Raw genomic sequence first — 23,062 nt, forward strand, 5'->3', positions numbered from 1 at the left:
TGAATGCTATGATCGGCATAACTCAGTCCGGTTGGTGATTTGTTTTGATTTGGCGATTGATCAGATCGCTCAAACCGGATTGAGTTCCCTTCAGTGATCTACTATTAGGCGCAGTTATTTAGAAACGCTACGTTCGACCAAACGAGCGAATTATCGAGAGTAGGCGATTTACGAAGTGGCTGCGTCGTATTCAGTGCCGCCTGGCTTGATAGGATAAAAAATTATAATGGCGAAGCCGATTCTCGAATGAACTATCTTCGTCGCGTTGAGGTTTTGCAAAATGTAGATACTTTACAGAGAAGTTATCGAGACAGAGAGGTGAACAATAGAGGTAGTTCATTTGAAAATTTGTTTCAACCGACATTTCAGCGGTTCGATCTGAATCTGACCAATCGCGGTTTCATGCACGTCATCGGCAACGAAGACGGGGCAATGAGAAACCTGGCTAATTATCTCAGCGAACCGGGAGAATCCCACGTTTTGGTTCTCATCAGAACGAATGGCGACCATCATGCCATCGCCACTCATCAGGAAGCAGGAAAACTCCATATATTCGATCCCAATGAAGGTGAATCCACCGTCAATTCGAGAGAATCGACGGTTAAAAACACGCTAAGAGATATCATTCAGAACTATACGTACCGAGTCCCCGTGCCTGAAGTTCATCTGCTTAGAGCAACTTGACTCGCTGCCACAGACATCCCATCACTCTGTGGCTGGCGCTGTTCAAAGTTGTTTCAAGCGAAAACTAATCAGCAGGGAGAGCAACAACAAAATACTCAAAAAGACGGTAATCCCAGACCAGCCGAATGCATGCCAGAACACGCCGCCTAATGTACCGGCGAGGCTGGAGCCGAAATAATAGGAAAACAAATACATGGAAGACGCCTGGCCTTTTGCCCGCCGCGCACGCTGACCAACCCAGCCGCTGCTAACCGAGTGAGCGGCAAAGAAGCCGCCGGCAAACAGCATCATGCCGGCAACAATAAAAAAAAGGCTATTCAGCGCGATAAGCCCCAAACCGAGCAGCATCAAAAGCACGGAAATGCTCAATACCGGGCCACGTCCGAAGCGATAAGTCAATGTGCCTGCTTTCGGTGAACTGTAGCTGCCGGTCAGGTAAACGATGGACAATAACCCTACCACGGCCTGACTCAGCAAATACGGCGCCGCCAGTAATCGATAGCCGATATAGTTGAACAGCGTCACGAACGATCCCATCAACAGGAAACCTTGTAAAAACAGCAACGGAAGTCCCGCCAAGCACGCCTCGGACAACACCATCAGTATCATGCAACTGGCGCAGGAACCCTTTGTCTTTTTCTCGCGCGCGGTGGGAACGGCGCTTTACGACGAAACGCTGACCATACTCAAGCGATACGGCATCAGCCCGTACATTACGCAGGAAGTGGGCGAGGCGATGACGATTATCGGGCTGGTTTCGTCGGGTCTTGGCGTTTCCATATTGCCCGCCTCTTTTACCCGTATCAGCGTGGATGGCGTGAAGTATTTGTCGCTGGCCGAAAGCGATGCCACGACCGAAGTGTGGTTGGTTACGGCCCGAAACCTGCCGCTGAGTGCGGCGGCACAGACGCTGATTGCGCTGATTTTGGGCCGATAATCCATGCAATATGTGCGGTAAATCACATAACGAATCAAATATTTGACGGCTTTAGTTAAAAGCTCCACCATACCCGCAGTTTTTTATTTTGCAGCGTGAAAAATAAAGCGCATATCGTCGCAGGCTTTAACCGTCAGGATATTAGGAAACAGATCCCCAGCCGCCGTATCGCAATGAAAAGTAGGAGCCAGGTTTGTGATTGCCGATGGTCAACCAGGTCATATCGATCAAATTAAACAAATGAATGCCGGCGCGGTTTACCGACTGATCGACAAGTATGGCCCGATATCACGTATCGAACTGTCAAAACGCGCTCAACTGGCGCCCGCCAGTATCACCAAAATTGTGCGCGAACTGCTGGAAGCCCATCTGGTTCAGGAAACGGAATATCAGGATATCGGCAGCAGAGGGCGTCCGGCAATCGGGGTGATCCTTGATACTCAGGCCTGGCACTTCCTTTCCGTTCGCATCAGCCACCATTCGATGATTCTGGCGCTGCGCGATTTGAGCAGCAAACTGGTGGTCGAAGACAATGTTCCGCTTCCTGCCGAACACGCCCAGCCTTTGCTGGATCGTATTTTGAATGAAATTGATAATTTTTTCATTCGCCACCAAAAAAAGCTGGAACGTTTGACGGCTATCGCCATCACTGCGCCGGGCATTATTGATGCCACTACCGGTATTATCCATCGCATGCCGTTTTATCATGTTAAAGAGATGGCTATTGGCCCGGCGTTGGAAAAACGAACCGGGCTGCCGATCTATCTGCAACATGACATCTGCGCCTGGACGATGGCGGAAGCGTTGTACGGCGCATCACGCGACTCGCAGAACGTTATTCAGGTTGTTATCGATCACAATGTGGGCGCCGGCGTCATTACCGGCGGCCATATTCTGCATGCAGGCAGCCGTAATCTGGTTGAAATCGGCCATACTCAGGTCGATCCTTATGGTAAACGCTGCTATTGCGGTAATCATGGTTGCCTCGAAACCGTTGCCGGCACGGAAAGCATGTTGGAACTAGCTCAGCAGCGGATGAGCGCCTCCATGAGCTCCATTTTGCACGGTTCACCGCTCACCGTGGATAGTTTGTGCGACGCGGCGCTCAAAGGCGACGCGCTGGCAAAAGATATTATTCAGGATGTCGGTAGCAATATTGGCCGTATTGTCGCCATCATGGTGAACTTGTTCAACCCGGATAAAATTTTGGTCGGTTCTCCGCTGAATAAGGCGGCCAGCATTTTATATCCGGCGATTTTAGGGTGCATCCGGCAGCAGTCTTTCCCGCCATACAGCCATAACATTCAGGTTGAAGCGACGCACTTCTATAATCAGGGGACGATGCCCGGCGCGGCATTAGTGAAAGACGCACTGTACAACGGTTCGCTGCTGGTGAAGCTGTTGCAAGGCTAAAATGTATTTTCTGTCGCACTGTTTAAAACTTCCGTTTTTTTCTTCTCTATCTTCTGGACGAAAGTCCTGAGAAGCAAAACATTGAGCTAACGCAAGCCGCCTGAACAGTGCATCGCATAGACTTTCACTATTGGAAAGCATTTTGTTGTGCTTGTTATTTTTCAGGTGGCCCGGAGTTAGCTCATGTTGAAACATATATTTGTCACAGGTACTGATACCGCCGTTGGAAAAACGGTGGTTTCCAAAGCGCTATTGCAAAAATTGGCCATGAGTGGCAAATCCGTGGCAGGCTATAAACCCATTGCAAAAGGGTGCGAGGAAACAGAAGAAGGGCTGAGAAACCGCGATGCGCAACTGTTACAGTCGGCGTCTACTCTTGAGTTAACTTATGAACAAGTGAATCCCATCGCGTTGCCGGAAGATGAAATCAGCGCCAGTGAATACCCGATTAACTACAGTTCGATGACGCAAGGGTTGCAGTATCTGAGTGAACAGGCGGATATGGTGGTGGTGGAAGGCAGCGGCGGGTGGCGGACGCTAATGAATGATTTACGGCCTTATTCCGAATGGGTTATTCAGGAACAGCTTCCCGTCGTGTTGGTCGTCGGCATCAAACTGGGTTGTATCAGTCACGCGCTATTAACCGCTCAGGCTATTCTTAATGACGGTTTACCGTTGGTAGGTTGGGTCGCCAACCGTATTAATCCCGGCCTGGCAAACTATGCGGAAATTATCACCGTACTGCGTAAAAAGATCCCCGCGCCTCAGTTGGGCGAGTTACCCTATCTGCCTCGTGCTGAACAGCGTGATTTATCACCTTATATCGACCTCTCCGCCATCATGAATTAAGCCGCTATGCGCATCGTGCGATTATTTACACGATGCGAGGTCATTTTATGTGTCGGCAATCCGCCAGATTTTCTTTTCTCTCACGCCGCTCAACACCTGATATACTCACAAACTGACTCTTTCCCCTCATAGAAAATGTAATGAAAACAGCGAATAACTCCGAGCATCCCCCGGTTGCGCATCGCCACTGGGTATTAATTGCCTGCATGTTGGCGATGTTCACGGCGGCCATTGAAGTCACTATTGTCGCAACCGCATTGCCGACGATTATTGCGGATCTTGGGGGGTTCTCGCTGCTGGGATGGGTTTTCGCGGGATATTTGCTGACACAGGCCATCAGCATCCCCATTTATGGTCGGCTGGCCGATCTTTTTGGCCGAAAACGTATTTTTTTCATTGGCACTATCACGTTTTTACTGGGCTCGGTGCTATGTGGTTTTTCCACCCATATGGGATGGTTGATCCTGTTTCGCACCATTCAGGGATTAGGGGCAGGCGCGATCACGCCTATCGCGTTTACTATCGTCGCGGATGTGTACAGCAGTTCGGAGCGTCCGAAAATCCAGGGTTATCTTTCCAGCGTCTGGGGAATTTCCGCTATCATCGGGCCGCTGTTGGGCGCTTTTATCGTTCAGCATTTCAACTGGGCGCTGGTTTTCTGGGTTAATGTTCCCATCGGCTTACTCTCTATTTTTCTACTGGCGCGTTATCTGCCGTCCGTTGATCACAAACGCCCTCACCAGTTGGATTGGGCAGGCGCCTTTTACCTTGCCGTGACCGTCGCCAGTTTATTAATGGCGTTGCTTCAAGCCGAGGCGCTGGGATTCTGGGTTATTCCACTCCTGATCATCGCATTCGTGGGTGGCATTTTGCTGTTCAGACAGGAGTCAAGCACACCGGAGCCACTTTTTCCGTTGGCGCTATGGCGTAATAAAGTCATCATTGCGGGTAATCTTGGTGGGTTAACCATCGGCGCGGCAATGATGGGCGTCAGCGCCTTTTTGCCAACGTTTATACAAGGCGTGATGGGCAAAACCCCGCTGGAAGCAGGTAGTATCCTGGCATCGATGTCTATTGGCTGGCCGCTGGCCAGTACGCTGAGCGGACGCCTGATGTTGCGCACCTCTTACCGCTTTACCGCGATCATCGGCGGCATACTGATTATCGCAGGCAGCCTGGTGCTGCTGACGCTTGATCAAGCCAGTAATCTGAACGGGGCGCGTGTCGCCGCATTTTTTATCGGCGCCGGAATGGGGTTGAGCAACACCACGTTTTTAGTGTCAGTACAAAACGCCGTGAATTACTCTATTCGCGGTATCGCGACAGCATCAACCATGTTTACCCGCATGTTGGGTTCCGCGCTGGGAACCGCAATCCTCGGCGCAACGCTCAACATTAATTTGCACTGGCGTTTGCCGGAACTGGACGATCCGCTACAGACATTGATGGGTGGTAGAAATATGATGAGCACCGAACTGATTAATGCCATCTCTTTGCAGGTAGCGACGTCTATTCATTGGGTGTTTATCGTTTCCGCGCTGATAGCGGTTCTGACGTTATTTTCAGCCTGCATGATCCCGGCGCGCCAAAAACCGGAAGCGGCCAGATAAAAGCATTCCTCCCCCAGAACCAGAGGGAAGGCCGCCGACAGAGCGGTTACTGCGCCGGTGGTGCAGGTTCACTTTCCGACGGCGCCATCGAACTGTCCGTCCCCATGTCACCGTCGGCGTGGCGAGTATAAACAATCTTTTGTGAATCATTCTCACAATGGCCGACTACCTGACCACCGACCTGACTTGCTTGATCATTAGGTACGATTTCCAGTGAAAAACCGGATTCAGGCACCCCGTTATTGATGATTTTCTGTGAGATGTCAGCTTTGACACTTTCACAAGACGCTTGTGCCGCCAGAGGAGCAATGACACATAAAGCCGCGCTAAAAATGATGATTTTTTTCATATTGTCACCCTTTTATTTGGATTAAATCATGTCATCCCTCTGATGTTTCAACTTATCAGACGGATGACGATGATTATAAAAGCGTAGACTAAAAATTAAGGAGTGACCGGACGACCGGTACGACGATCGAGACAACGCTCAGTATTGGCTTCCCAATAAGCATTCACGTTATAGCTGGCATCACACTTTTCACGCCCATCGATCGCTTTTTCAATTTTATCGAATTCTTTTTCAGTACGGAAATTGACTTTATTACGCAGAGAGCGGGTGGAATCCCACTGTTCGCTGCTTTGACGAGCGGCCTCTTTGGATAAGGTGCTGTCGCCAGATTCAATCACAACATGGCGGGTATCTGCCAGTGCGACGGGTTGCCAGGCCGCAGCCATCACGACCAGGGAGAGCGGGAGCAACGCCCGAATCAGAGAAGCAAAGGAATGTTGGTTCATGTTTCACCTTGACAGAACAAATGATTAATACAAACGCCACGACGATCCTATAACGAAAGCTAGCTTACCATTCTTCATCTCAATAGCACTACACCCGAATAGTGACGCAAAAGGGTAAAAAGCGGCCATTGCAGCCGCCGTTTTACTTCGGACAGACTGCGATTAGCTCTCGCGATGTACGCTCAGCCCCGCGAAGGATTGGCTGACGGGCATCATTTCCAACGTATTGACATTCACATGCGCAGGCAACGTCGCCACCCAGAATACGGCCTCTGTCACATCATCCGGTGTAAGTGGCTGGGTATTGCCATAGGTCTGACTCACTTTATCTTCATTACCCTTAAAGCGCACGTTGGAAAACTCGGTGCCGCCAACCAGCCCCGGTTCAATATTCGTCACGCGAACCGGCGTTCCGAACAAGTCGGCCCGCAACCCCAGACTGAACTGACGGACAAAAGCTTTACTCGCGCCATAGACATTTCCACCGGCATACGGCCAGCTTCCAGCCGTTGAACCGATGTTGATAACATGTCCGCGATTACGTTTGACCATGTCCGGCAACAGCGCACGCGTCATAAAAACCAGCCCTTTGTTATTGGTGTCAATCATGGTTTCCCAGTCATCCGCCGAGGCTTTGTGAGCAGGCTCCAACCCCAGCGCCAGTCCAGCGTTGTTCACCAGCACATCAACCGCGCGCCAATCAGCGGGCAGGGCGGCGACAGCGTTTTCGATTGCCTTACGATCACGGACATCCAGCGTTAACGTGTACAGTGCATCGCCCAGTTCCGCTTTTAGTGCATCCGAACGCGCCTGGCGACGTCCCGTTGCGATAACTTTATGGCCTTCTTTGATAAATTTACGGGTAATTGACTCGCCAAATCCGGCGGTTGCACCGGTAACAAAAATAATCATGCTGTTTTCCTCTGATTATGTTCATGATTTGTAAACAAACGACGCAGATGCGAAAGATTCAGGCAAATTGTATCAGTCGTCCTGATTATCGGCTTCCACAGCGCTGTACAAGCGCTCAAGGATATCGGGAAATGCTGACTGCACCCGGTTCCAGCTTGGCACGAAAGGTTTATCCCCCGGACTTTCGCTGTAAACCTGACCGGCATGGGTAATGACATCAGAGAACAGTTCCACGGCAGATTCTTCCGTATGCCGATCGAAGTGCAGGCCGTTCATACGTGCATCATGCTCAAACGCATCAATCATATCCAGCGCAGTTCGGTAGTAGGTAGCGCGCAGAACCCGGAACGAATCGGTCGTAATATTTACGCCCAATATCGCCAGCTTACGATACAGTGCTTTGGTGATATCGCTCGCCATACGTTGCAGACCGGAATGAGGATCATCTTCCGACATCGGTTGATGCTTATGATCATAATTATCGGCTATATCCACCTGGCAAATGCGACTGGTGGCCGTCCCCCGATGTATTTCCGACAACACGCCAATCTCCAGCCCCCAGTCACTAGGAATACGCAGGTTATTCAGAATATGCGTGCGCATCGCGAACTCGCCCGACAGGGGATAACGATAACTACGCATGTAATCCAGATAATCTGAATTACCATAAACCTGCTGCAACGATTTCAGCAGCGGGAAGACCAGCAAACGGCCTACACGTCCGTTGAGTTTGCCATCCGCCACCCGTGCATAATACCCTTTACAGAAATCATAATGAAAATGTGGATTTGCCACCGGGTAAAGCAAACGCGCCAACATATTTCGATCATACGTGACAATGTCACAATCGTGCAACGCTACGCAGGAGGATCGACGCGAAGCTAGTGTATAGCCGACGCAAAACCATACGTTGCGGCCTTTACCCGGTTCCACTGGCGCCAGCGATTTATCCGCCAGTTCCTCACTGAGCGCTTTCAGGCGAGGCCCGTCATTCCACAAAATACGGTGACGCTGCGGCAGGCGGGAAAAGAACTCGCGGGCATATTTAAATTGCGCCTCGTCAGCGCGATCAAGACCAATCACGATTTCACCGAGATAGGTTACCTGTGATAACATTTCTACGATATTTCCCAACGCGGGACCTTCAAGCTCCGAATAAAGCGAGGGAAGAATCAGCCCCATGCTGTTCTGCCCGGAAAATACCTGTAGCTCGTATTCCAGTTCTTCCACTTTACGCTGGGTCAGATTATGGAAATTGGTAATGATCCCATCCTGATAAAATTCACTCATCGCATTCTCCCTCAGGTTGCGTTTATGCTTTATGCGCAGGTTTTGTCGATGAAAAATCATCGCCGATGAAGTGCGTCAGCCCTTCAGACCAACCCACAGGCCCCATAGCCTGTGTGCGATACAGCTTGCCTACATAATCTGGAGGCAGTTCAACTAATTGAATGCCTTTCCCTTTAATCAAAATCGCGAAGTCCATAGCGGTTAACAAAGAGATATCGTTCGGGCCATCGCCCAGACCAAACGTGGTGACCTGAGTGCCGTCTTTATCGGCGTACTGTTTTTTTATCCAGATTGCCGCCTGTCCCTTACTAACTCGTTGTCCCATTACATGATAAAAGCGTCCGCCTTGCGTTAGCGACAACCCGTATTCGGCCAGACATTGACGAAAGCGGGCTAACGCCGTGGCGTCATCCAGCCATAGCAGCGGTTCGGACGCTTCTCGCTGACGAGCCAAACCTGCATCTTCCAGTGACAGCCCCGTTACGCCGGCAACCGCCTCGTTATCCATATCGGCAAATCCTTTGAATTGAAAAGATTCCCGTTCCCGTATCTGGTGAAGTCGGGCGCAGATGGCCGGATAGTCAGCATCAAAAACTTTACGTGGATAATCCGGGTGCGCGCACCACGCGGGCGGCAACACAATCAACGCACCATTTTCCGCAATATAAGGCAGGTGACTTAACCCCAATTCATTTTGCAATTGCTCAACTTCCGCCGCCGTTTTACTGGTCGTGATAATGACGGGGATCTCCCATTGCCTCAGTCGTGCCAACCACGGACGCGCGGGTTCCCAATTATAGGTATCATGATCCAGCAGCGAGCCGTCAAGATCGGTGAAGATCATCAGGTTGGCGCTCAATACAGGCATTGATTCTCCATACTTAATCGGAAATAAACAGATGATAACGATGGGCTTATAAGACGTTGTTTCCAAGCTGGTTGAGATATCAACCTGATAATGCGGATAAAGTGTGATATGAATCACCGTACCTAACTGTATGCGGAAATCGGTGTTTACGCAAACTTACGTTTCCGTCGCCCGCATTTAGCCGTTGACGGATAGGGCAAACATATCGATCTTGTTTGTGGGAATAAATAAAATGCTACACAGCGCAGGAAAAAATGTGGTGAACTAAATCATAGATCTGTTGAAAGCCGCACAGTAAGCGATAAGGAATCATATTGAAATACGTACCAATAACGCCAAACCCTGATCACAACTGCCATAGCGCGAGTCCAGCGAGATATGATGTTATCTCCATTCAATCACAGGTCATTTATGGCTGTGTGGGAAACAGTATCGCGGTTCCCGCGTTGATGCAGCATGGTTTACGGGTTTCATTTGTGCCGACGGTCATATTGAGCAACACGCCTCACTATCCAACCTGTTATGGCGGCAAAGTCCCCGTTGAGTGGTTTGAAGGCTTTCTTAAAGGGCTGCTCGAAATCGGCTATGGTTGGCAGAAATTCAATTTAACATAATATACATTATGCGAACCAAGGTGAGGATGGGCGGGAACTGGCGTTCCCGCTGTAACTCCTTTACTCTATCACCATTCGCCTGAGCGCGAATACTTGGTCCTTAATGGGAGCCCGTGTTCACGACGAATAGAGTTTTCCGTCGGCTTTCCGGTTCTTTCGAACTCATACTTGCCAAGCCCTACGGCTCGAAGCTCCTCTTTTCCAGATTTTGTTAAAGCAGAGGAAGCATCCCGCGTTACCGAACCACCATATTTACTGGTTCCTGCCAGATGATGATTGGCATGAATGAGCTCATGGGCTAATGCGATAAACGCGTTATCAGGATTTGCCCCTGCAATCGGAACGCCTGATGAATTGACCTCCGGCTCGGCTGCCATTTTACTCCAGGGTATTTCCGATGCGGTGCCCTTTTTATTGATAAAACTTGAACTGGTTGACTCTTTGATCAGCATTGACTCAAATTCTCTTTGCGTCGGGTTGCTTCCCAGCTTACTCATTTGGGAAAGCGTCAGCCTGGGCCGGGCCACTGGCGCCTGTCCAGCATTCGCTTCGGAAATGGTTACATGCTTCTCATTGGTTGATTCTTCAGATATTTTTTGCAAAAGACGTCGCCCGGATGGGCCTGATTGGATTCGGTTGAGCGATTCGACAACATCATTTTCAAAACTGTATGATGAATAACCACCAATCCTGATTCCTGGAAAATTGTTCATATTAACAACTCACTCGGATTGACATATACCTAGAAAGATTAGTCCCTACGTTTCATATCTAATAGGTATATATAACTCACATATTAATGTGCGCCTGGGAAGTATTTATTTAAAAACATACTTCTTGCCACGTTAGTTTTTATTAATAAGGCTTGGTTCCAGCATTATTATGTTACTAATTATTGGTTATTATTAGAATTATAATTAGTTATCACTATCTGACTTTATGTTTATGCATTAAAATTCTTGCGAGCAAAGGTTTTATATTAATTTTTTATTTAAACCTGCGTCTGCGCACTCCTTAATGCTGCTCTACCCTCATAAATATAAATTTTTCCCTTTGCGCAGTAAAAGTAGTATATTTAAAAACACCGAAATAAATCCGCAATCTATTTCGGTTATGGTGTTAGACGATTCGTCTATTTTATTAATCTTGAATCATATGGGATGTGAACATGAAAAAAATAATCTCGTTATTAATATCTGCATTTTTATTTACTCCTCTCATTAATACGGCTCATGCAAAATGGGAATTGGGTGACATATGCTACGGCTATGCCACTGCGACTGGTTCGGGATATTCCGGCGGCGCACTCCTGTTGGACCCCATTCCCCAGGATATGGAAATCACCGCATTAAACCGGAATCAACTGGATTATCGCGGCGTAAAAGCTGCGTTGGCCGGGGCGTATCTGCAAGTAAACGGGCCTAAAGGAAGCACAATCGTATACGTAACTGATTTATATCCCGAAGGTGGTGACTGCGCATTGGATTTATCCTTTAATGCGTTTGAAAAAATCGGTGATTTAAAAGATGGGAAAATAGATATCAATTGGGTTTTAATCGAAGCCCCAGTCAATGGCAATGTCGTTTACAGAATAAAAGAAGGCTCAAATCCTTACTGGGCCGCCGTACAATTCAGAAATGTGAAATATCCGATAATTGAAATGAAATACATGCGGAGCAATCAATGGATTTCCGCACCGAAAACCGATTATAACCATTTTATTTTAGAACATGTTGGCAATAATAATATCGCTATCGAATTCACCGATATAAAAGGCAATACGCTACGTGATACGCTGCCACCAATGTTGCAAAGCACATCATCAGCCTATTTGATCAAGGGGAACGTACAACTGTAATAACGCCCCTTTCCAAGGTCGAGAGTTATTGTTGTTGTTGGATAATGGCTCTCACCTTCATAAAAATCTTTGGCCATTACATTTTGGCGTTTTGGCGGCTCCCCCTGCCAGCGATCCTTCTGATCATCAGCAGATAACGTTAAATTGGTGTTTTTTATATCGATATTAACTATTTTTCCTGTTCGCCATGACCCTACCGCCCTTTTCCTCTACAATGAAATATCTTCTTCTACCAGGCTAACCACTATGTCCCGATTAACGCAGAGAGATATGACCGAAAGTGAGCAACGTCAGTTGAAAACCTTGCTCGATCAGGAAAGAAAAAAGCTCGGTCGCCTGCTGACTAATTCCGAAAATAACCACATCAAAGACGATTACATCGATAAGTTAACCAAAGAACGTGAGGCCGTAGCGAAAAAGGCCCAGGCTCAAAGGAAAAAGAACAAGTTCAAACCTGATATTTCAACAACCTATGAGTGGTCTGCCAATACCAATCTCCGAGGCCGACGCTAGACGCAATAATTTACGTGACGAAAATTTAAAGGGGCAGACTCGCCCCCTGCCAGCAACAAAAGACCTCAATCACTGCGATTGAGCTTAACTGGCCTTTTTTCCATCAGCGCTTTGGGGTGTGACGCCGATTTTTATCCGCCACACAAAACAACCGTGATTTTTCCCGGTATTTCCGGTTTCAACACCATCTATAGCTTAAATATTTGTCTGTTTTGTCACTTCTTTAAGCGTTTGATTCGCCATCATTAGCACTAAAGTATACCCTGTCGCAGATTACACTCTATTTTCTGCTTTATGCATCTATTACAAAAGGTCTTTTTGCGTGGCAAAATTATTTTTACGTAGTGGAAGTTTGGATGATTTTCTGGCGCTAGGCGAAAATGGGCAGCCGGTTTATGCATCAGCACTTCAGTTACGGGAAACATTACGTCTGCGAAAACAACAGCAGATTGCAGACTGTCTGGCGATCCCACAGCCCAATGAAAATGGCGACCGAATTGACTGGTATTCGCCTGTTGAAGGCAACGTTACTTCATGGATTGCCGCTAGCGAAGAAGAACGGAATTTAGCGCTAAAACGGTTGGAAACCTATCAGGCTACCGTTGCTGAAATTAGCCAGCATGCACAAAATGCGGAGAAAGCCGGTCAGAAACTGTTTGGCGTTCTGCTGGCCAAGGCTATCCAGTTTCCAGGGCCGAACCATGTCTATCTGGTTGATGGCAATCCAGTATTGACCTTCTGGGGCTTCGTCAATCTGGATAAGAAATCCCGCACCGATGCGCTTGATTGCCTCCGCCCGGCAGAAAAGGAGAGTGAGCCGGTGTTTACGGTTGCAACATCCGCCTATGCCGAACCTCCCGCAGCCCCCGTTGTTGCGCCCGCACCCAAACCTGTCGTCACGCCGGAGCCTGTTCCCGCCGCCCAACCTGCCGTTGCTGTCCGCAGCCCCTGGTTGCGGATGTGGTGGCTGCTCCCGGCGGCGGCGTTGATGACGGTACTGACGTTGCAAATTCGTGGATGCGTGTCGGAACAGAGCGCCGCTTCTGAGACGGATCGAGTAGCATCGGTCACCACGCCGCAAAAACGCGCCCTGCCTTCTTCCGCGCCGCAGCCGCCGGTCAATAACGCTCCTGCTCCGGCTGAAACCGCACCCGCCGAACCCGTCGTCGAAAAAGCCCCACCAACTGAAACCGTGACCACTAAAACGACGATTGCCGAACCGGTAGCGGAAACACCCGCCGTTAAACCGCCGGTCGCCAGCGAACCAAAAGACATGACAGCGCAACCGGCCCCGGTTCCTGAACCCGCGCCGCCGGTGGTTCCCGCCGGGAAAGACGATTTGGTGATGCCTGCGGATGCAGTGCGTATCGGTTCCATCAAATTCCTTAATGGGACCTGGCGTGTCGCGGTGGATGCCAAAACACCGCCGATCACCGGTCGCCCGCCGAGCCTGAGATACCAAATCAGGGACGGCAGAGGCACCGCACGGATAACGCACGGTGATGGCGTCACTTGTCGTGCGAATATTGAAGCCGGATTGATGAGCTCCGGTAATCTGATCATTAACAGCCGCTCCAGAGCGCGGTGCAGTGATAACTCCAGATTCCAGATGCCGGAAATCGTATGTAAACAAAGCGCGGCTGGCGCGGCGGAGTGTATCGGTCGCTACAACGCCGATTCGGTATTCCCTATGACGGTAACGGGCGAGAGTAAATCCTAATGCTGGCAACGATTACTGATTACAAACAACGAATTACGCTTATTCAGAACAGCGGGATCCAGTTTCTGGATTTCGCACTGAAACCGGAAGCAAGCATTGATTTTCCGAATAAATATGTCCGTAAAAGCGCCAACGGGCCGCTACTGCGCCTGATTTATGACGAGCAGACAGACAAGTATTTGCTGCCCTCGCCCATCGGCGCGCTGCCGGAGGTGGTCAAGCCGGAACTGAGTACTCCGCTTGAACAATCGCTAAAGTTGCTGGAAAAGATCTGGCTGCCTGTGCCTTTTTTACGCTTCAATCCGCCGCGCACCTTTATGGGCGGGCCGGATAACTGGGCGCGGATGCAAATCCTCGCGCTGGATAAGCCGGATCAGGATGGTAATACACACCGCATCTGCCTGGCGTTCGATACCAAAGTGTATCCTGAGGGACATCCCTACGAAGCGTTGGCGTCCAATGAGAATGACATCAAAACCGGCGGCAGTTTTGCCCTGGCCTATCACAGTGATGAACTGGGTGAGTTTCTCGATCAAACCTGGGTTGATGGCTGGTTGAGGGAAGTGTTCGTTCAGCAGGCGATCCGGCAGGAAAATCGGGATGCGCGCGATATCAAGGCCGCGCTCAGGGGATTTGAATATCAGGCGCACTTCATGAACCTGCTGGACATGTTGGGCAACCAACTGTCTGTACCAGAAATTCGTATTAATACCAAAACGTTACAAGAGCCTACCGTCAATGTTGATCTGATCCTTGATGTCGGTAACTCGCACACTTGCGGTATTCTGGTTGAAGATCACGCGGATGAAAGCAATGGCCTGAAACAAACCTACGAGTTGCAACTGCGTGATCTGAGCGAACCGCATTACCTGTATAACGAACTGTTTGAAAGCCGTGTTGAATTTGCTCAGGTGAAATTCGGTAAGCAAAACTTCTCCGTGGAAAGCGGTCGCGATGATGCTTTCCTGTGGCCGTCAATCGTCCGTGTCGGTCGTGAGGCCAGCCGGATGGCGCTATTGCGTCAGGGTACGGAAGGTTCAACGGGGATTTCCAGTCCGCGCCGTTATCTGTGGGATGAAGAGAGCTATGCCCCTGGCTGGCGTTTCAGCCAACCGGATGCGCATTCGCAAAATGAACCGCTGGCGACGGCCATGCCGCTGACCATCCTGCTCAATGATGAAGGTCAGCCGCTGTACAACCAACCGTTGGACGAGCGATTGCCCGTCTTCTCCGCGCACTACAGCCGCAGTTCCATCATGACGTTCATGCTATCCGAATTACTGCTTCAGGCGATGATGCAAATGAACAGCGCGGCGCAACGGCTGAAAATAATCCACAGCGCCGCGCCGCGTCAGTTGCGCAACATTATTTTGACGTTGCCCTCGGCCATGCCCAAACCAGAACGTGAAATTTTCCGTCGCCGGATGCATGAAGCAATCGCGCTGGTGTGGAAAGCCGTGGGCTGGCATCCGCTGGATGATGACTTCACTACGCCCGCGGACAAGCAGAAAAGCCACGTACCGGTACCGGATGTGCAGATCGAATGGGACGAAGCCACTTGCGGACAAATGGTCTATTTGTATAACGAAGCCCAGGTGAATTTCGGTGGCCGCGCCGAAGACTTTTTTGCCAGCATGGTGCGCCCGGATAAAGAACTGGCCGAAGGTGAGCCAGCCGGTAAAACATTGCGTATCGCCTCGATTGATATCGGCGGCGGCACCACTGATCTGGCGATTACCCAATATTTGCTGGATGACGGCGTCGGCAACAATGTCAAAATCATTCCACGCCTGCTGTTCCGCGAAGGATTCAAGGTCGCGGGCGACGATATTCTGCTTGATGTGATCCAGCTTTATGTTTTACCGGCGCTTCAGTCGGCATTAAAAGATGTTAGCCTAACCAGCCCGGATGCGCTAATGGCGAAACTGTTTGGCAATGAAGGCCGGATGGACGGGCAACTCACCCTGCGTCAGCAAGTGACGTTACAGATCTTCATCCCGATTGGCCGCGCGATCCTGGAAGCCTATGAAAGCTTCGATCCGCTGGACGCCAGCGCCGAAATCGAATCGACTTTCGGCGAGTTGTTGACGCAGCATCCGACACTGAAAGTGCTGGAATACATCAACACGGAAGTACAGCGCGAATTGTCGGTGGATGACAACCCGTTTGATATTCTGCAAGTACCGCTCATTCTCAAATTGAGCAAGCTGCACGGCGAATTTTTGTCCAACCGCATGAACATTACGCAGAATCTGCGTTTAATGTCCGAGGTAGTATCGCTCTATGCCTGCGATATTTTATTGCTAACAGGTCGCCCTTCCCGTTTCCCCGGCATTCAGGCGTTGTTTCGGCATTTGCAGCCATTGCCGATCAACCGCATGTTGTCGCTGGACGGTTACCATACCAATGACTGGTATCCGTTCAATAAACGTGGCCGTATTGATAACCCGAAATCGACCGCGGCGGTAGGCGCCATGTTATGTCTGCTGGCGCTCGATCTGCGTCTGCCAGGCTTCTATTTCAAAGTTGGGGATTTTCAACCCTATTCCACCATCCGCTACCTCGGCATGATGGACAGCAACAATGCGCTGACCACGGATAACAAGTATTACAGCGATATCGATCTGGATGAGGCCGATTTCAAACTGGACCCGGAAGCCAGTTTTCAGGTGCGCGGTTCCCTGTGTCTGGGTTTCCGTCAGCTTGATAACGAACGCTGGCCCGCATCTTCGCTTTATACCCTATCGATTGTCGATCAGGAACTGGCGAGAAAAGTGGTTGGCGACAGCGTCCTGCGCGTCAAACTGGCGGTGAAGAAAGGCGACGGTCAGGATAGCCCGGAACGGTTTGAAATCGCGGATGCCGTTTTGGAAGATGGCGCACATGTTCCCGTACAGCATTTACGACTTAAGTTGAACACCTTGACCGCTAACGGAACCGGCGCCACGCACTACTGGATCGATAGCGGGAGTGTATTTAGAAAATGAGACCCTTAACGCCCAAACAACTCTCAAGCCGACTCAATAACCAGTTACAAACTGTCACCGAGGGCGTTGATCAGGCTATAGACTGGATTGAAAGCACGCGCCAGAATGCGCCGCGTCTGGATATGGAAGCAGACCGACTGGTCGTCAAGCTACGTCGCCACCGCAACAAAGCAAAACATCTGGCTGACGTATCGCTCAAGGATATCGCCATTGGTTTCTTTGGTCTGTCGCAGGCGGGAAAATCCTATCTGATTTCTTCACTGGCATGCGGCGAGAATGGCAAGCTGGAAACTTCATTGGAAGGACAACAGATCGATTTTCTGGCACAGATTAATCCGGCGCATCAAACCACGGCGCTGGTCACGCGTTTTAGCCGTCAGGCTGGCGTAAAAAACAAATCCTTCCCGGTCCAATTGTTGCTGCTCAGCGAAGTGAACATCGGCAAGATTATGGCGCATGCCTTCCTGCACGATCTCAATCAGGAAACGTCGTTCGAGGAGTTAGACGAGCATCATATTGCCGAACACCTGAAAACCTTGCTGAGGCACCGTCAGCCGGAGCCGGTGGAAGGCATGACCCGCGATGAAGTAGTCGAATTGTGGGATTATCTGGCCCGTCACGACGCCAAACGACAAAAACAGTTGGAGACGCACTACTGGCCTGTCGCCGTGGAGTTGGCGCCTTACCTCAGCATTGACGATCGCGCCCGATTGTTTTCCGTATTATGGGGCGATTTCAAAACCTTAACCGACGCCTATCGTCATTTCGGCCATACCTTGCAACACCTTTCAGGTACAGGCAAAGTGCTGGCGCCGCTGAGAATTCTGGTCGATGAAAACCAGCAACCGGCCAACGGCATTATTAACGGCGCGACGCTGACGCGTCTTAACACCCCATCAGATCCCGACGTATTGGTAAGGCCGGTGATCAACGGTCGGGCGGGAAAAACCGTCGAGCTATCGCTGGCGGAGTTAACCATGCTGGCGGTTGAACTCCTGATCCCGCTGCATTCAGCTACCCGCGAATCCTTGTTTGAACAGGTCGATATTCTGGATTTCCCCGGCTTTGGCGATATCGGCGAATCCACTGACGATGCGCAAACGGCGGAAACCAGTAATAGCAGTCACTCACTGGCGCAAACACTACTGCGCGCCAAACGCGCCTACCTGCTGGAACGTTATACCGATAATCAGGAAATGAACGTCCTGATGGTCTGCACCGCTGCTGGTAAGCGCGAGGATATCAAAACCGTAGGTAAAGCGCTGGATTACTGGGTACGGCAAACGCAGGGCGAAAACGCCCAGATCCGCAGCCGGCGCAAACCGGGTCTGATCTGGGCGGTGACCAAATTCGATCGCCGCATTACCCACGGCCAAAACCATGACGCCGCCGTACAGCGCTACGTCGGCAACCCCGGCGATGCCTGGGGAACCATGCTGGCGATGGATAAACGCGGCGTAACCCGCATGGCGGCCTGGCTGGGAACCGAAGTACACCGGGAAGTAAAACTTGGTCGCATCAGCGAACAACTCAGCGAAATTCAACGCGAATTGAGCGATAACTTGCTGGGGAACTGGTATCACCCCGCTGGCGCCGATGATCCGGCGGAGAAACAACGCATCGCCGAGACTTTGCTTAAATCATTGCAGACCCGCACCGGCGTACACGGTGAGCTACTGGAACGTTTGTTGCCTTCCCGCGACGAACTGCGCCGTCTCTATCTGAAACAGCAAGATCAACCGGAATATGGCTCGTACCATGCTGAAATTGAAGAAGCAGGCGCGCCAGCCGCCAATCTCGACCCTTTTGGCGTCGGGATCGACATCGATCTGTTTGCCGACGATCCGATCGAACCTGAACCGCAGCCACCTTCCCGGGTTCAGGCGTTGGATCACGGTTATGAAGTCGGGTATGCGCATCATGTCTATCGCTACTGGATTAACCATCTGCGCAGCCTGCCCGACAACGGGCCATTAATTGAACTATTGGGCGTGACAAAAGCCACGATTGAAATGCTGGTGGAAGAGCTTATCACCGCCAGCATTCGCCTGAATATCGAGGATGCGCTGGTGGGCATGCTGGTCGATTCGGAGCAACTGGGGGTACACCGTGAAAGTAAAGCGGACCGTCAGGTATCCCGCGTGCTGACCGTGCTGGGTGACTTCGTGGCCTGGCTGGGCTTCCAGCAAATGGCGGAAGAATTGCGTCCTGCCAGCCGTATCAATCGTGGTCACAAGATTTTTGCCAAGCCGGAAAAACAGGCCGTCAATTTCGGTGCATCTCAGCGTCTGACCAAACTGGCGTTAACACCCACCAACAATACCGCTTTTTATATCTATGACTGGCTGGTCGGTTTGAATGAAACCATTATTCAGAATGCAGGCTATTCCGCGGCACGGGAAGTGAGTGCCGAACAGCGCGAGCAATTAGCCGCTATTCTGGCGTTGATTAAACCGGTGGAAAAATAATCGGTTACGCGCACAAAAACCGCCGTGTTTTTGTGCGCCGCCGTTAAACAGTATATGTTTTTACCTTACTCTTTCCCCAACATCATTCTTTATTTCCAATGCGTTAATTTGACGCACCGGCTGGCTCAACTATCCTTTCATTCCAATATGAAACGTTATCCCTGCGCAAGCAGATTAATCCGCGAGGCAAAGACGATGAAACTGAAGGTATTTATCCTGACAGGCGTGTTCTTTTCCTGTTCCGCATTGGCAGCCAGCACAATGGTGACGCTGAATGAAGCGTTACCAACTGGTGAGGGTAATGGCGTTGGCGAAGTGACCTTGACTGAAACACCCTACGGCCTGTTACTGACACCGAATCTGACAGGTTTGCCGCCAGGTATTCATGGTTTCCACATTCATGAAAAAGGCAGTTGTGAACCCGCGCAACAGGATGATAAAGCTGTCCCGGCGCTGGCTGCCGGCGGCCATCTTGATCCTGAAAAAACCGGTAAACACCTTGGTCCTTATGATAACAGCGGGCATCTTGGCGATCTGCCGGGGTTGGTGGTGCAAGCCGACGGCACCTCAACCTACCCGGTTCTGACCCCACGCATCAAATCGCTGTCCGAGGTGAAAGATCATGCATTAATGGTGCATGCCGGTGGCGATAACTATGCCGATAGCCCGGAAAAACTGGGCGGCGGCGGCGCACGTATGACGTGTGGCGTGATCAAGTAATTCACCGGCTGATGCCGTAGCAAAACCCGATGCGGCATCGGATTTTTACGGTTTTCCAGTCCCTCTTTAATAGACGAAACAATTAATACCATTTTAATGTGATCTTTCTCTCATATTTTCAGATTAAAAACGCGCTGTGTTTCTCTTTCCCCATGTTATTAAGTGATATTCGTCGCATTTTATTTTTCATAGCGAATCATCGCGCTGAGAAGATAAGGAATAGTTATGCAGGTTTTCTTTATGGATAAAATATTGACGCCTATTGGCGAATTAATGATTGTTGCGGATGAAAATAATCACCTTCAGGCAGTGGAATGGAGCGAATATGAAGAAAGATTATATCGTTTGCTCAATCGCGCTCATCGCCATGCCCCTTTCTCATTGCAACCGCGCCATAATCCCGGCGGGCTGAGCGAAAGTCTGCAAAGCTATTTCGCAGGAGAATTAATGGCTATCGAATCACTGCCGGTTGCATCGGCAGGCACCGAATTTCAACGGCAGGTATGGGGAGCGTTACGCCAGATTCCACCTGGAAAAATAATGAGTTATGGCTCGCTGGCTGCACAATTGAACCGCCCCGCCGCATCACGAGCTGTCGGCATGGCGAACGGCTCGAATCCAATCAGCATCGTGGTGCCATGTCATCGTGTTATAGGCGCCGACGGCACATTGACTGGCTACGCTGGCGGCGTACACCGAAAACAGTGGTTGTTAACTCATGAGGGATATTTTCCACAGCCGGATTTATTGCCGTTATAGAGAATATTTTCCATGACAAGATTTTGATCGCTATCGCTTATTCCGCTAACTATTAGTCCGAATTTATAGTGAACTCACTATTTACTGCCCTTTTCTGGGGATGAGCAGTCTTATCAGCGACGATAAAAGCTGTTAAAATTGACCGATATCAATTATCGCCTGAGCAAAGTCTATGATCCCGGAAAAGCGAATTATTCGACGCATTCAGTCTGGCGGTTGTGCTATCCACTGCCAGGATTGCAGCATCAGCCAGTTATGTATCCCTTTTACCTTAAATGAACACGAGCTTGATCAGCTTGATAATATTATTGAAAGAAAAAAACCCATTCAGAAAGGACAAGCGCTGTTCAAAGCTGGCGATGAGTTGAAATCATTGTACGCGATCCGTTCAGGCACCATTAAAAGCTATACCATCACTGAGCAAGGTGATGAGCAAATTACCGGCTTCCATCTGGCGGGCGACCTGGTGGGTTTTGACGCGATCGGTAATGCGCAGCATCCAAGCTTCGCGCAGGCGCTGGAAACGTCCATGGTGTGTGAAATTCCCTTCGAAACGTTGGATGACCTCTCCGGCAAGATGCCCAATCTGCGCCAGCAAATGATGCGCCTGATGAGCGGGGAAATCCGGGGCGATCAGGACATGATCCTGTTGTTGTCGAAGAAAAACGCGGAAGAACGTCTGGCGGCGTTTGTTTACAATCTGTCGCGCCGTTTCGCCCAACGTGGTTTTTCTCCTCGTGAGTTCCGTCTGACCATGACCCGCGGCGATATCGGCAACTACCTGGGATTAACCGTTGAAACTATCAGTCGTCTGTTGGGGCGTTTCCAGAAAAGCGGCATTCTAGCGGTAAAAGGCAAATACATCACCATCGAGAAAATTGACGCGCTTTCCGAACTGGCGGGTACGGCGCGTAACAAAGCCTAACCGATTGGCGGATCAGTGAATATTCTATTTTATTGATCCGGCCCACATCATCTGTTGTCCAAAACGATTCCCTTGGGGTACTCTTAATTTACAGGCTGTGGACCAGCAGCTGTTTGGAGGACCTATGGCAAAGTATCAGAACTTACTTGTAGCTATTGACCCAAATCAGGATGACCAGCCGGCACTGCGTCGGGCGGTATACCTGGTTCAGCGGCTTGGAGGCCGAATCAAGGCTTTTTTGCCCATCTATGATTTTTCTTATGAAATGACCACCCTGCTATCTCCCGACGAACGAACAGAAATGCGGCAAGGCGTCATTCAGCAGCGTACCGATTGGATTGCGGAACAATGCAAATATTATCTTGATGCGGGCGTTCCAATTGAGATAAAAGTGGTCTGGCACAATAAACCGTATGAAGCCATTATCCGCGAAGTGATTGCCGGCCAACATGACCTGCTATTAAAAATGACGCACCAGCATGACCGGTTGGAAGCCGTCATTTTCACCCCGACCGACTGGCAGTTATTGCGTAAATGCCCTTGCCCGGTGTGGATGGTGAAAGATCAACCCTGGCCAGAAGAAGGACGCGCATTGGTCGCCGTCAATTTAGCCAGTGAAGATCCCTATCATGATCCGCTCAACATCAAGCTGGTTTCCGAAGCGCTGGAACTGGCAAAGCAGGTGAATCATACCGAAGTCCATCTGGTCGGCGCTTATCCGGTTACGCCTATCAACATTGCCATCGAACTGCCGGACTTTGATCCCGGCGTATACAATGACGCCATTCGGGGTCAGCACCTGATAGCCATGAAATCGTTACGCCAAAAGTTTGGGCTGGACGAACGCGTAACGCATGTGGAAAAAGGTTTGCCGGAAGAAGTCATCCCCGATCTGGCGGAACATTTACAGGCGGGTGTCGTGGTATTGGGTTCACTTGGTAGAACCGGCTTATCGGCGGCCTTTATCGGTAATACAGTGGAACATGTTATCGATCACCTGAAATGCGACCTGCTGGCGATCAAGCCTGATGACTTTGTTTCACCGATTTCGCTGGAGGATGAAGAAAACGATGACGAATAGCGCGGACTGATTAAATCGATATAATCGATAAAAGTAAAAAGGGGCGATTATCTCGCCCC

General features: G+C 50.2%; 18 protein-coding genes and 4 pseudogenes. 15 read left to right on the forward strand and 7 right to left on the reverse strand.

Features of this window, described 5'->3' with window-relative positions:
* Positions 1-192 precede the first annotated feature (192 nt).
* Positions 193-684: pseudogene (locus DES54_RS03075) on the forward strand (YopT-type cysteine protease domain-containing protein); the annotation flags it as partial.
* Positions 685-726: 42 nt separating this feature from the next.
* Here DES54_RS03075 and DES54_RS03080 read toward each other — a convergent pair.
* A pseudogene (locus DES54_RS03080) lies at positions 727-1,260 on the reverse strand (MFS transporter); the annotation flags it as partial.
* Positions 1,261-1,276: 16 nt separating this feature from the next.
* Between DES54_RS03080 and DES54_RS03085 the strand changes: the two are divergent.
* The 4 genes and pseudogenes from DES54_RS03085 to DES54_RS03100 form a co-directional block, all read left to right on the forward strand.
* A pseudogene (locus DES54_RS03085) lies at positions 1,277-1,667 on the forward strand (LysR family substrate-binding domain-containing protein); the annotation flags it as partial.
* A 149-nt stretch (positions 1,668-1,816) separates the two neighbouring features.
* Positions 1,817-3,034: a sugar metabolism global transcriptional regulator Mlc gene (gene mlc, locus DES54_RS03090; RefSeq protein ID WP_113865154.1), complete on the forward strand. Its 1,218-nt coding sequence runs from the start codon at positions 1,817-1,819 to the stop codon at positions 3,032-3,034.
* Between the two features lie 183 nt (positions 3,035-3,217).
* Positions 3,218-3,883, forward strand: a complete 666-nt coding sequence (bioD, locus tag DES54_RS03095) for a dethiobiotin synthase (RefSeq protein ID WP_113865155.1) — start codon at positions 3,218-3,220, stop codon at positions 3,881-3,883.
* A gap of 140 nt (positions 3,884-4,023) precedes the next feature.
* Positions 4,024-5,493: an MDR family MFS transporter gene (locus DES54_RS03100; RefSeq protein WP_113865156.1), complete on the forward strand. Its 1,470-nt coding sequence runs from the start codon at positions 4,024-4,026 to the stop codon at positions 5,491-5,493.
* Positions 5,494-5,539: 46 nt separating this feature from the next.
* On the opposite strand, the gene DES54_RS03105 is transcribed toward DES54_RS03100, so the two are convergent.
* The 5 genes from DES54_RS03105 to DES54_RS03125 all read right to left on the reverse strand — a co-directional run bounded on the left by DES54_RS03105 (position 5,540) and on the right by DES54_RS03125 (position 9,358).
* Complete coding sequence (locus tag DES54_RS03105) at positions 5,540-5,842, reverse strand: DUF1161 domain-containing protein (RefSeq protein ID WP_113865157.1); 303 nt, start codon at positions 5,840-5,842, stop codon at positions 5,540-5,542.
* 95 nt (positions 5,843-5,937) lie between these two features.
* Positions 5,938-6,288 (reverse strand): DUF1283 family protein, encoded by a 351-nt coding sequence (locus DES54_RS03110; RefSeq protein WP_113865158.1) that lies wholly within the window; start codon positions 6,286-6,288, stop codon positions 5,938-5,940.
* Positions 6,289-6,450: 162 nt separating this feature from the next.
* Complete coding sequence (gene ydfG, locus DES54_RS03115) at positions 6,451-7,200, reverse strand: bifunctional NADP-dependent 3-hydroxy acid dehydrogenase/3-hydroxypropionate dehydrogenase YdfG (RefSeq protein ID WP_113865159.1); 750 nt, start codon at positions 7,198-7,200, stop codon at positions 6,451-6,453.
* Positions 7,201-7,272: 72 nt separating this feature from the next.
* Positions 7,273-8,490, reverse strand: a complete 1,218-nt coding sequence (locus DES54_RS03120) for a glycosyltransferase family protein (RefSeq protein WP_113865160.1) — start codon at positions 8,488-8,490, stop codon at positions 7,273-7,275.
* Between the two features lie 22 nt (positions 8,491-8,512).
* The gene (locus DES54_RS03125; protein ID WP_113865161.1) at positions 8,513-9,358 is read right to left on the reverse strand and encodes a mannosyl-3-phosphoglycerate phosphatase-related protein; all 846 of its coding nucleotides are present in this window, start codon (positions 9,356-9,358) and stop codon (positions 8,513-8,515) included.
* Between the two features lie 329 nt (positions 9,359-9,687).
* Between DES54_RS03125 and pdxK the strand changes: the two are divergent.
* Positions 9,688-9,936, forward strand: a pseudogene (pdxK, locus tag DES54_RS03130) (pyridoxine/pyridoxal/pyridoxamine kinase); the annotation flags it as partial.
* Between the two features lie 104 nt (positions 9,937-10,040).
* On the opposite strand, the gene xopG reads toward pdxK, so the two are convergent.
* Complete coding sequence (gene xopG, locus DES54_RS03135; protein WP_113865162.1) at positions 10,041-10,685, reverse strand: XopG/HopH/AvrPtoH family type III secretion system effector; 645 nt, start codon at positions 10,683-10,685, stop codon at positions 10,041-10,043.
* 455 nt (positions 10,686-11,140) lie between these two features.
* Between xopG and DES54_RS03140 the strand changes: the two genes are divergently transcribed.
* The 9 genes from DES54_RS03140 (at position 11,141) to uspE (ending at position 23,003) form a co-directional block, all read left to right on the forward strand.
* Entirely contained in the window at positions 11,141-11,830 is a 690-nt protein-coding gene (locus DES54_RS03140) for an expansin EXLX1 family cellulose-binding protein (RefSeq protein WP_113865163.1), read from the forward strand.
* A 246-nt stretch (positions 11,831-12,076) separates the two neighbouring features.
* Positions 12,077-12,343 carry a YjbD family protein gene (locus DES54_RS03145; RefSeq protein ID WP_113865164.1) on the forward strand — a complete coding sequence of 89 codons (267 nt, stop codon included), beginning with the start codon at positions 12,077-12,079 and terminating at the stop codon, positions 12,341-12,343.
* A 322-nt stretch (positions 12,344-12,665) separates the two neighbouring features.
* The gene (locus DES54_RS03150) at positions 12,666-14,063 is read left to right on the forward strand and encodes an SrfA family protein (protein ID WP_113865165.1); all 1,398 of its coding nucleotides are present in this window, start codon (positions 12,666-12,668) and stop codon (positions 14,061-14,063) included.
* Complete coding sequence (locus DES54_RS03155) at positions 14,063-17,050, forward strand: virulence factor SrfB (protein WP_113865166.1); 2,988 nt, start codon at positions 14,063-14,065, stop codon at positions 17,048-17,050. The genes DES54_RS03150 and DES54_RS03155 overlap by 1 nt, the downstream gene beginning before the upstream one ends.
* Entirely contained in the window at positions 17,047-19,518 is a 2,472-nt protein-coding gene (locus DES54_RS03160; protein WP_113865167.1) for a putative virulence factor, read from the forward strand. The genes DES54_RS03155 and DES54_RS03160 overlap by 4 nt, the downstream gene beginning before the upstream one ends.
* 195 nt (positions 19,519-19,713) lie before the next feature.
* Positions 19,714-20,238, forward strand: a complete 525-nt coding sequence (gene sodC, locus DES54_RS03165; RefSeq protein ID WP_113865168.1) for a superoxide dismutase family protein — start codon at positions 19,714-19,716, stop codon at positions 20,236-20,238.
* Positions 20,239-20,463: 225 nt separating this feature from the next.
* On the forward strand, positions 20,464-20,997 hold the full coding sequence (gene ogt, locus DES54_RS03170) for a methylated-DNA--[protein]-cysteine S-methyltransferase (protein ID WP_113865169.1): 534 nt from the start codon (positions 20,464-20,466) through the stop codon (positions 20,995-20,997).
* 172 nt (positions 20,998-21,169) lie between these two features.
* Positions 21,170-21,922 carry a fumarate/nitrate reduction transcriptional regulator Fnr gene (gene fnr, locus DES54_RS03175; RefSeq protein ID WP_113865170.1) on the forward strand — a complete coding sequence of 251 codons (753 nt, stop codon included), beginning with the start codon at positions 21,170-21,172 and terminating at the stop codon, positions 21,920-21,922.
* Between the two features lie 124 nt (positions 21,923-22,046).
* Positions 22,047-23,003: a universal stress protein UspE gene (gene uspE / locus DES54_RS03180; RefSeq protein WP_113865171.1), complete on the forward strand. Its 957-nt coding sequence runs from the start codon at positions 22,047-22,049 to the stop codon at positions 23,001-23,003.
* Positions 23,004-23,062: the final 59 nt, after the last annotated feature.

Origin of the sequence: Brenneria salicis ATCC 15712 = DSM 30166, assembly GCF_003315515.1 — a bacterium.
Lineage (GTDB): Bacteria > Pseudomonadota > Gammaproteobacteria > Enterobacterales > Enterobacteriaceae > Brenneria > Brenneria salicis.

Excerpts from the sequence above, each read along its gene's own strand:
- DES54_RS03145 (WP_113865164.1), top strand. The coding sequence starts at position 12,077 with ATGTCCCGATTAACGCAGAGAGATATGACCGAAAGTGAGCAACGTCAG.
- DES54_RS03100 (WP_113865156.1), top strand. The coding sequence starts at position 4,024 with ATGAAAACAGCGAATAACTCCGAGCATCCCCCGGTTGCGCATCGCCAC.
- sodC (WP_113865168.1), top strand. The coding sequence starts at position 19,714 with ATGAAACTGAAGGTATTTATCCTGACAGGCGTGTTCTTTTCCTGTTCC.
- DES54_RS03140 (WP_113865163.1), top strand. The coding sequence starts at position 11,141 with ATGAAAAAAATAATCTCGTTATTAATATCTGCATTTTTATTTACTCCT.
- xopG (WP_113865162.1), bottom strand. The coding sequence starts at position 10,685 with ATGAACAATTTTCCAGGAATCAGGATTGGTGGTTATTCATCATACAGT.
- DES54_RS03120 (WP_113865160.1), bottom strand. The coding sequence starts at position 8,490 with ATGAGTGAATTTTATCAGGATGGGATCATTACCAATTTCCATAATCTG.
- ydfG (WP_113865159.1), bottom strand. The coding sequence starts at position 7,200 with ATGATTATTTTTGTTACCGGTGCAACCGCCGGATTTGGCGAGTCAATT.
- DES54_RS03110 (WP_113865158.1), bottom strand. The coding sequence starts at position 6,288 with ATGAACCAACATTCCTTTGCTTCTCTGATTCGGGCGTTGCTCCCGCTC.
- bioD (WP_113865155.1), top strand. The coding sequence starts at position 3,218 with ATGTTGAAACATATATTTGTCACAGGTACTGATACCGCCGTTGGAAAA.
- DES54_RS03155 (WP_113865166.1), top strand. The coding sequence starts at position 14,063 with ATGCTGGCAACGATTACTGATTACAAACAACGAATTACGCTTATTCAG.
- uspE (WP_113865171.1), top strand. The coding sequence starts at position 22,047 with ATGGCAAAGTATCAGAACTTACTTGTAGCTATTGACCCAAATCAGGAT.
- DES54_RS03160 (WP_113865167.1), top strand. The coding sequence starts at position 17,047 with ATGAGACCCTTAACGCCCAAACAACTCTCAAGCCGACTCAATAACCAG.
- DES54_RS03125 (WP_113865161.1), bottom strand. The coding sequence starts at position 9,358 with ATGCCTGTATTGAGCGCCAACCTGATGATCTTCACCGATCTTGACGGC.
- DES54_RS03105 (WP_113865157.1), bottom strand. The coding sequence starts at position 5,842 with ATGAAAAAAATCATCATTTTTAGCGCGGCTTTATGTGTCATTGCTCCT.
- fnr (WP_113865170.1), top strand. The coding sequence starts at position 21,170 with ATGATCCCGGAAAAGCGAATTATTCGACGCATTCAGTCTGGCGGTTGT.
- ogt (WP_113865169.1), top strand. The coding sequence starts at position 20,464 with ATGCAGGTTTTCTTTATGGATAAAATATTGACGCCTATTGGCGAATTA.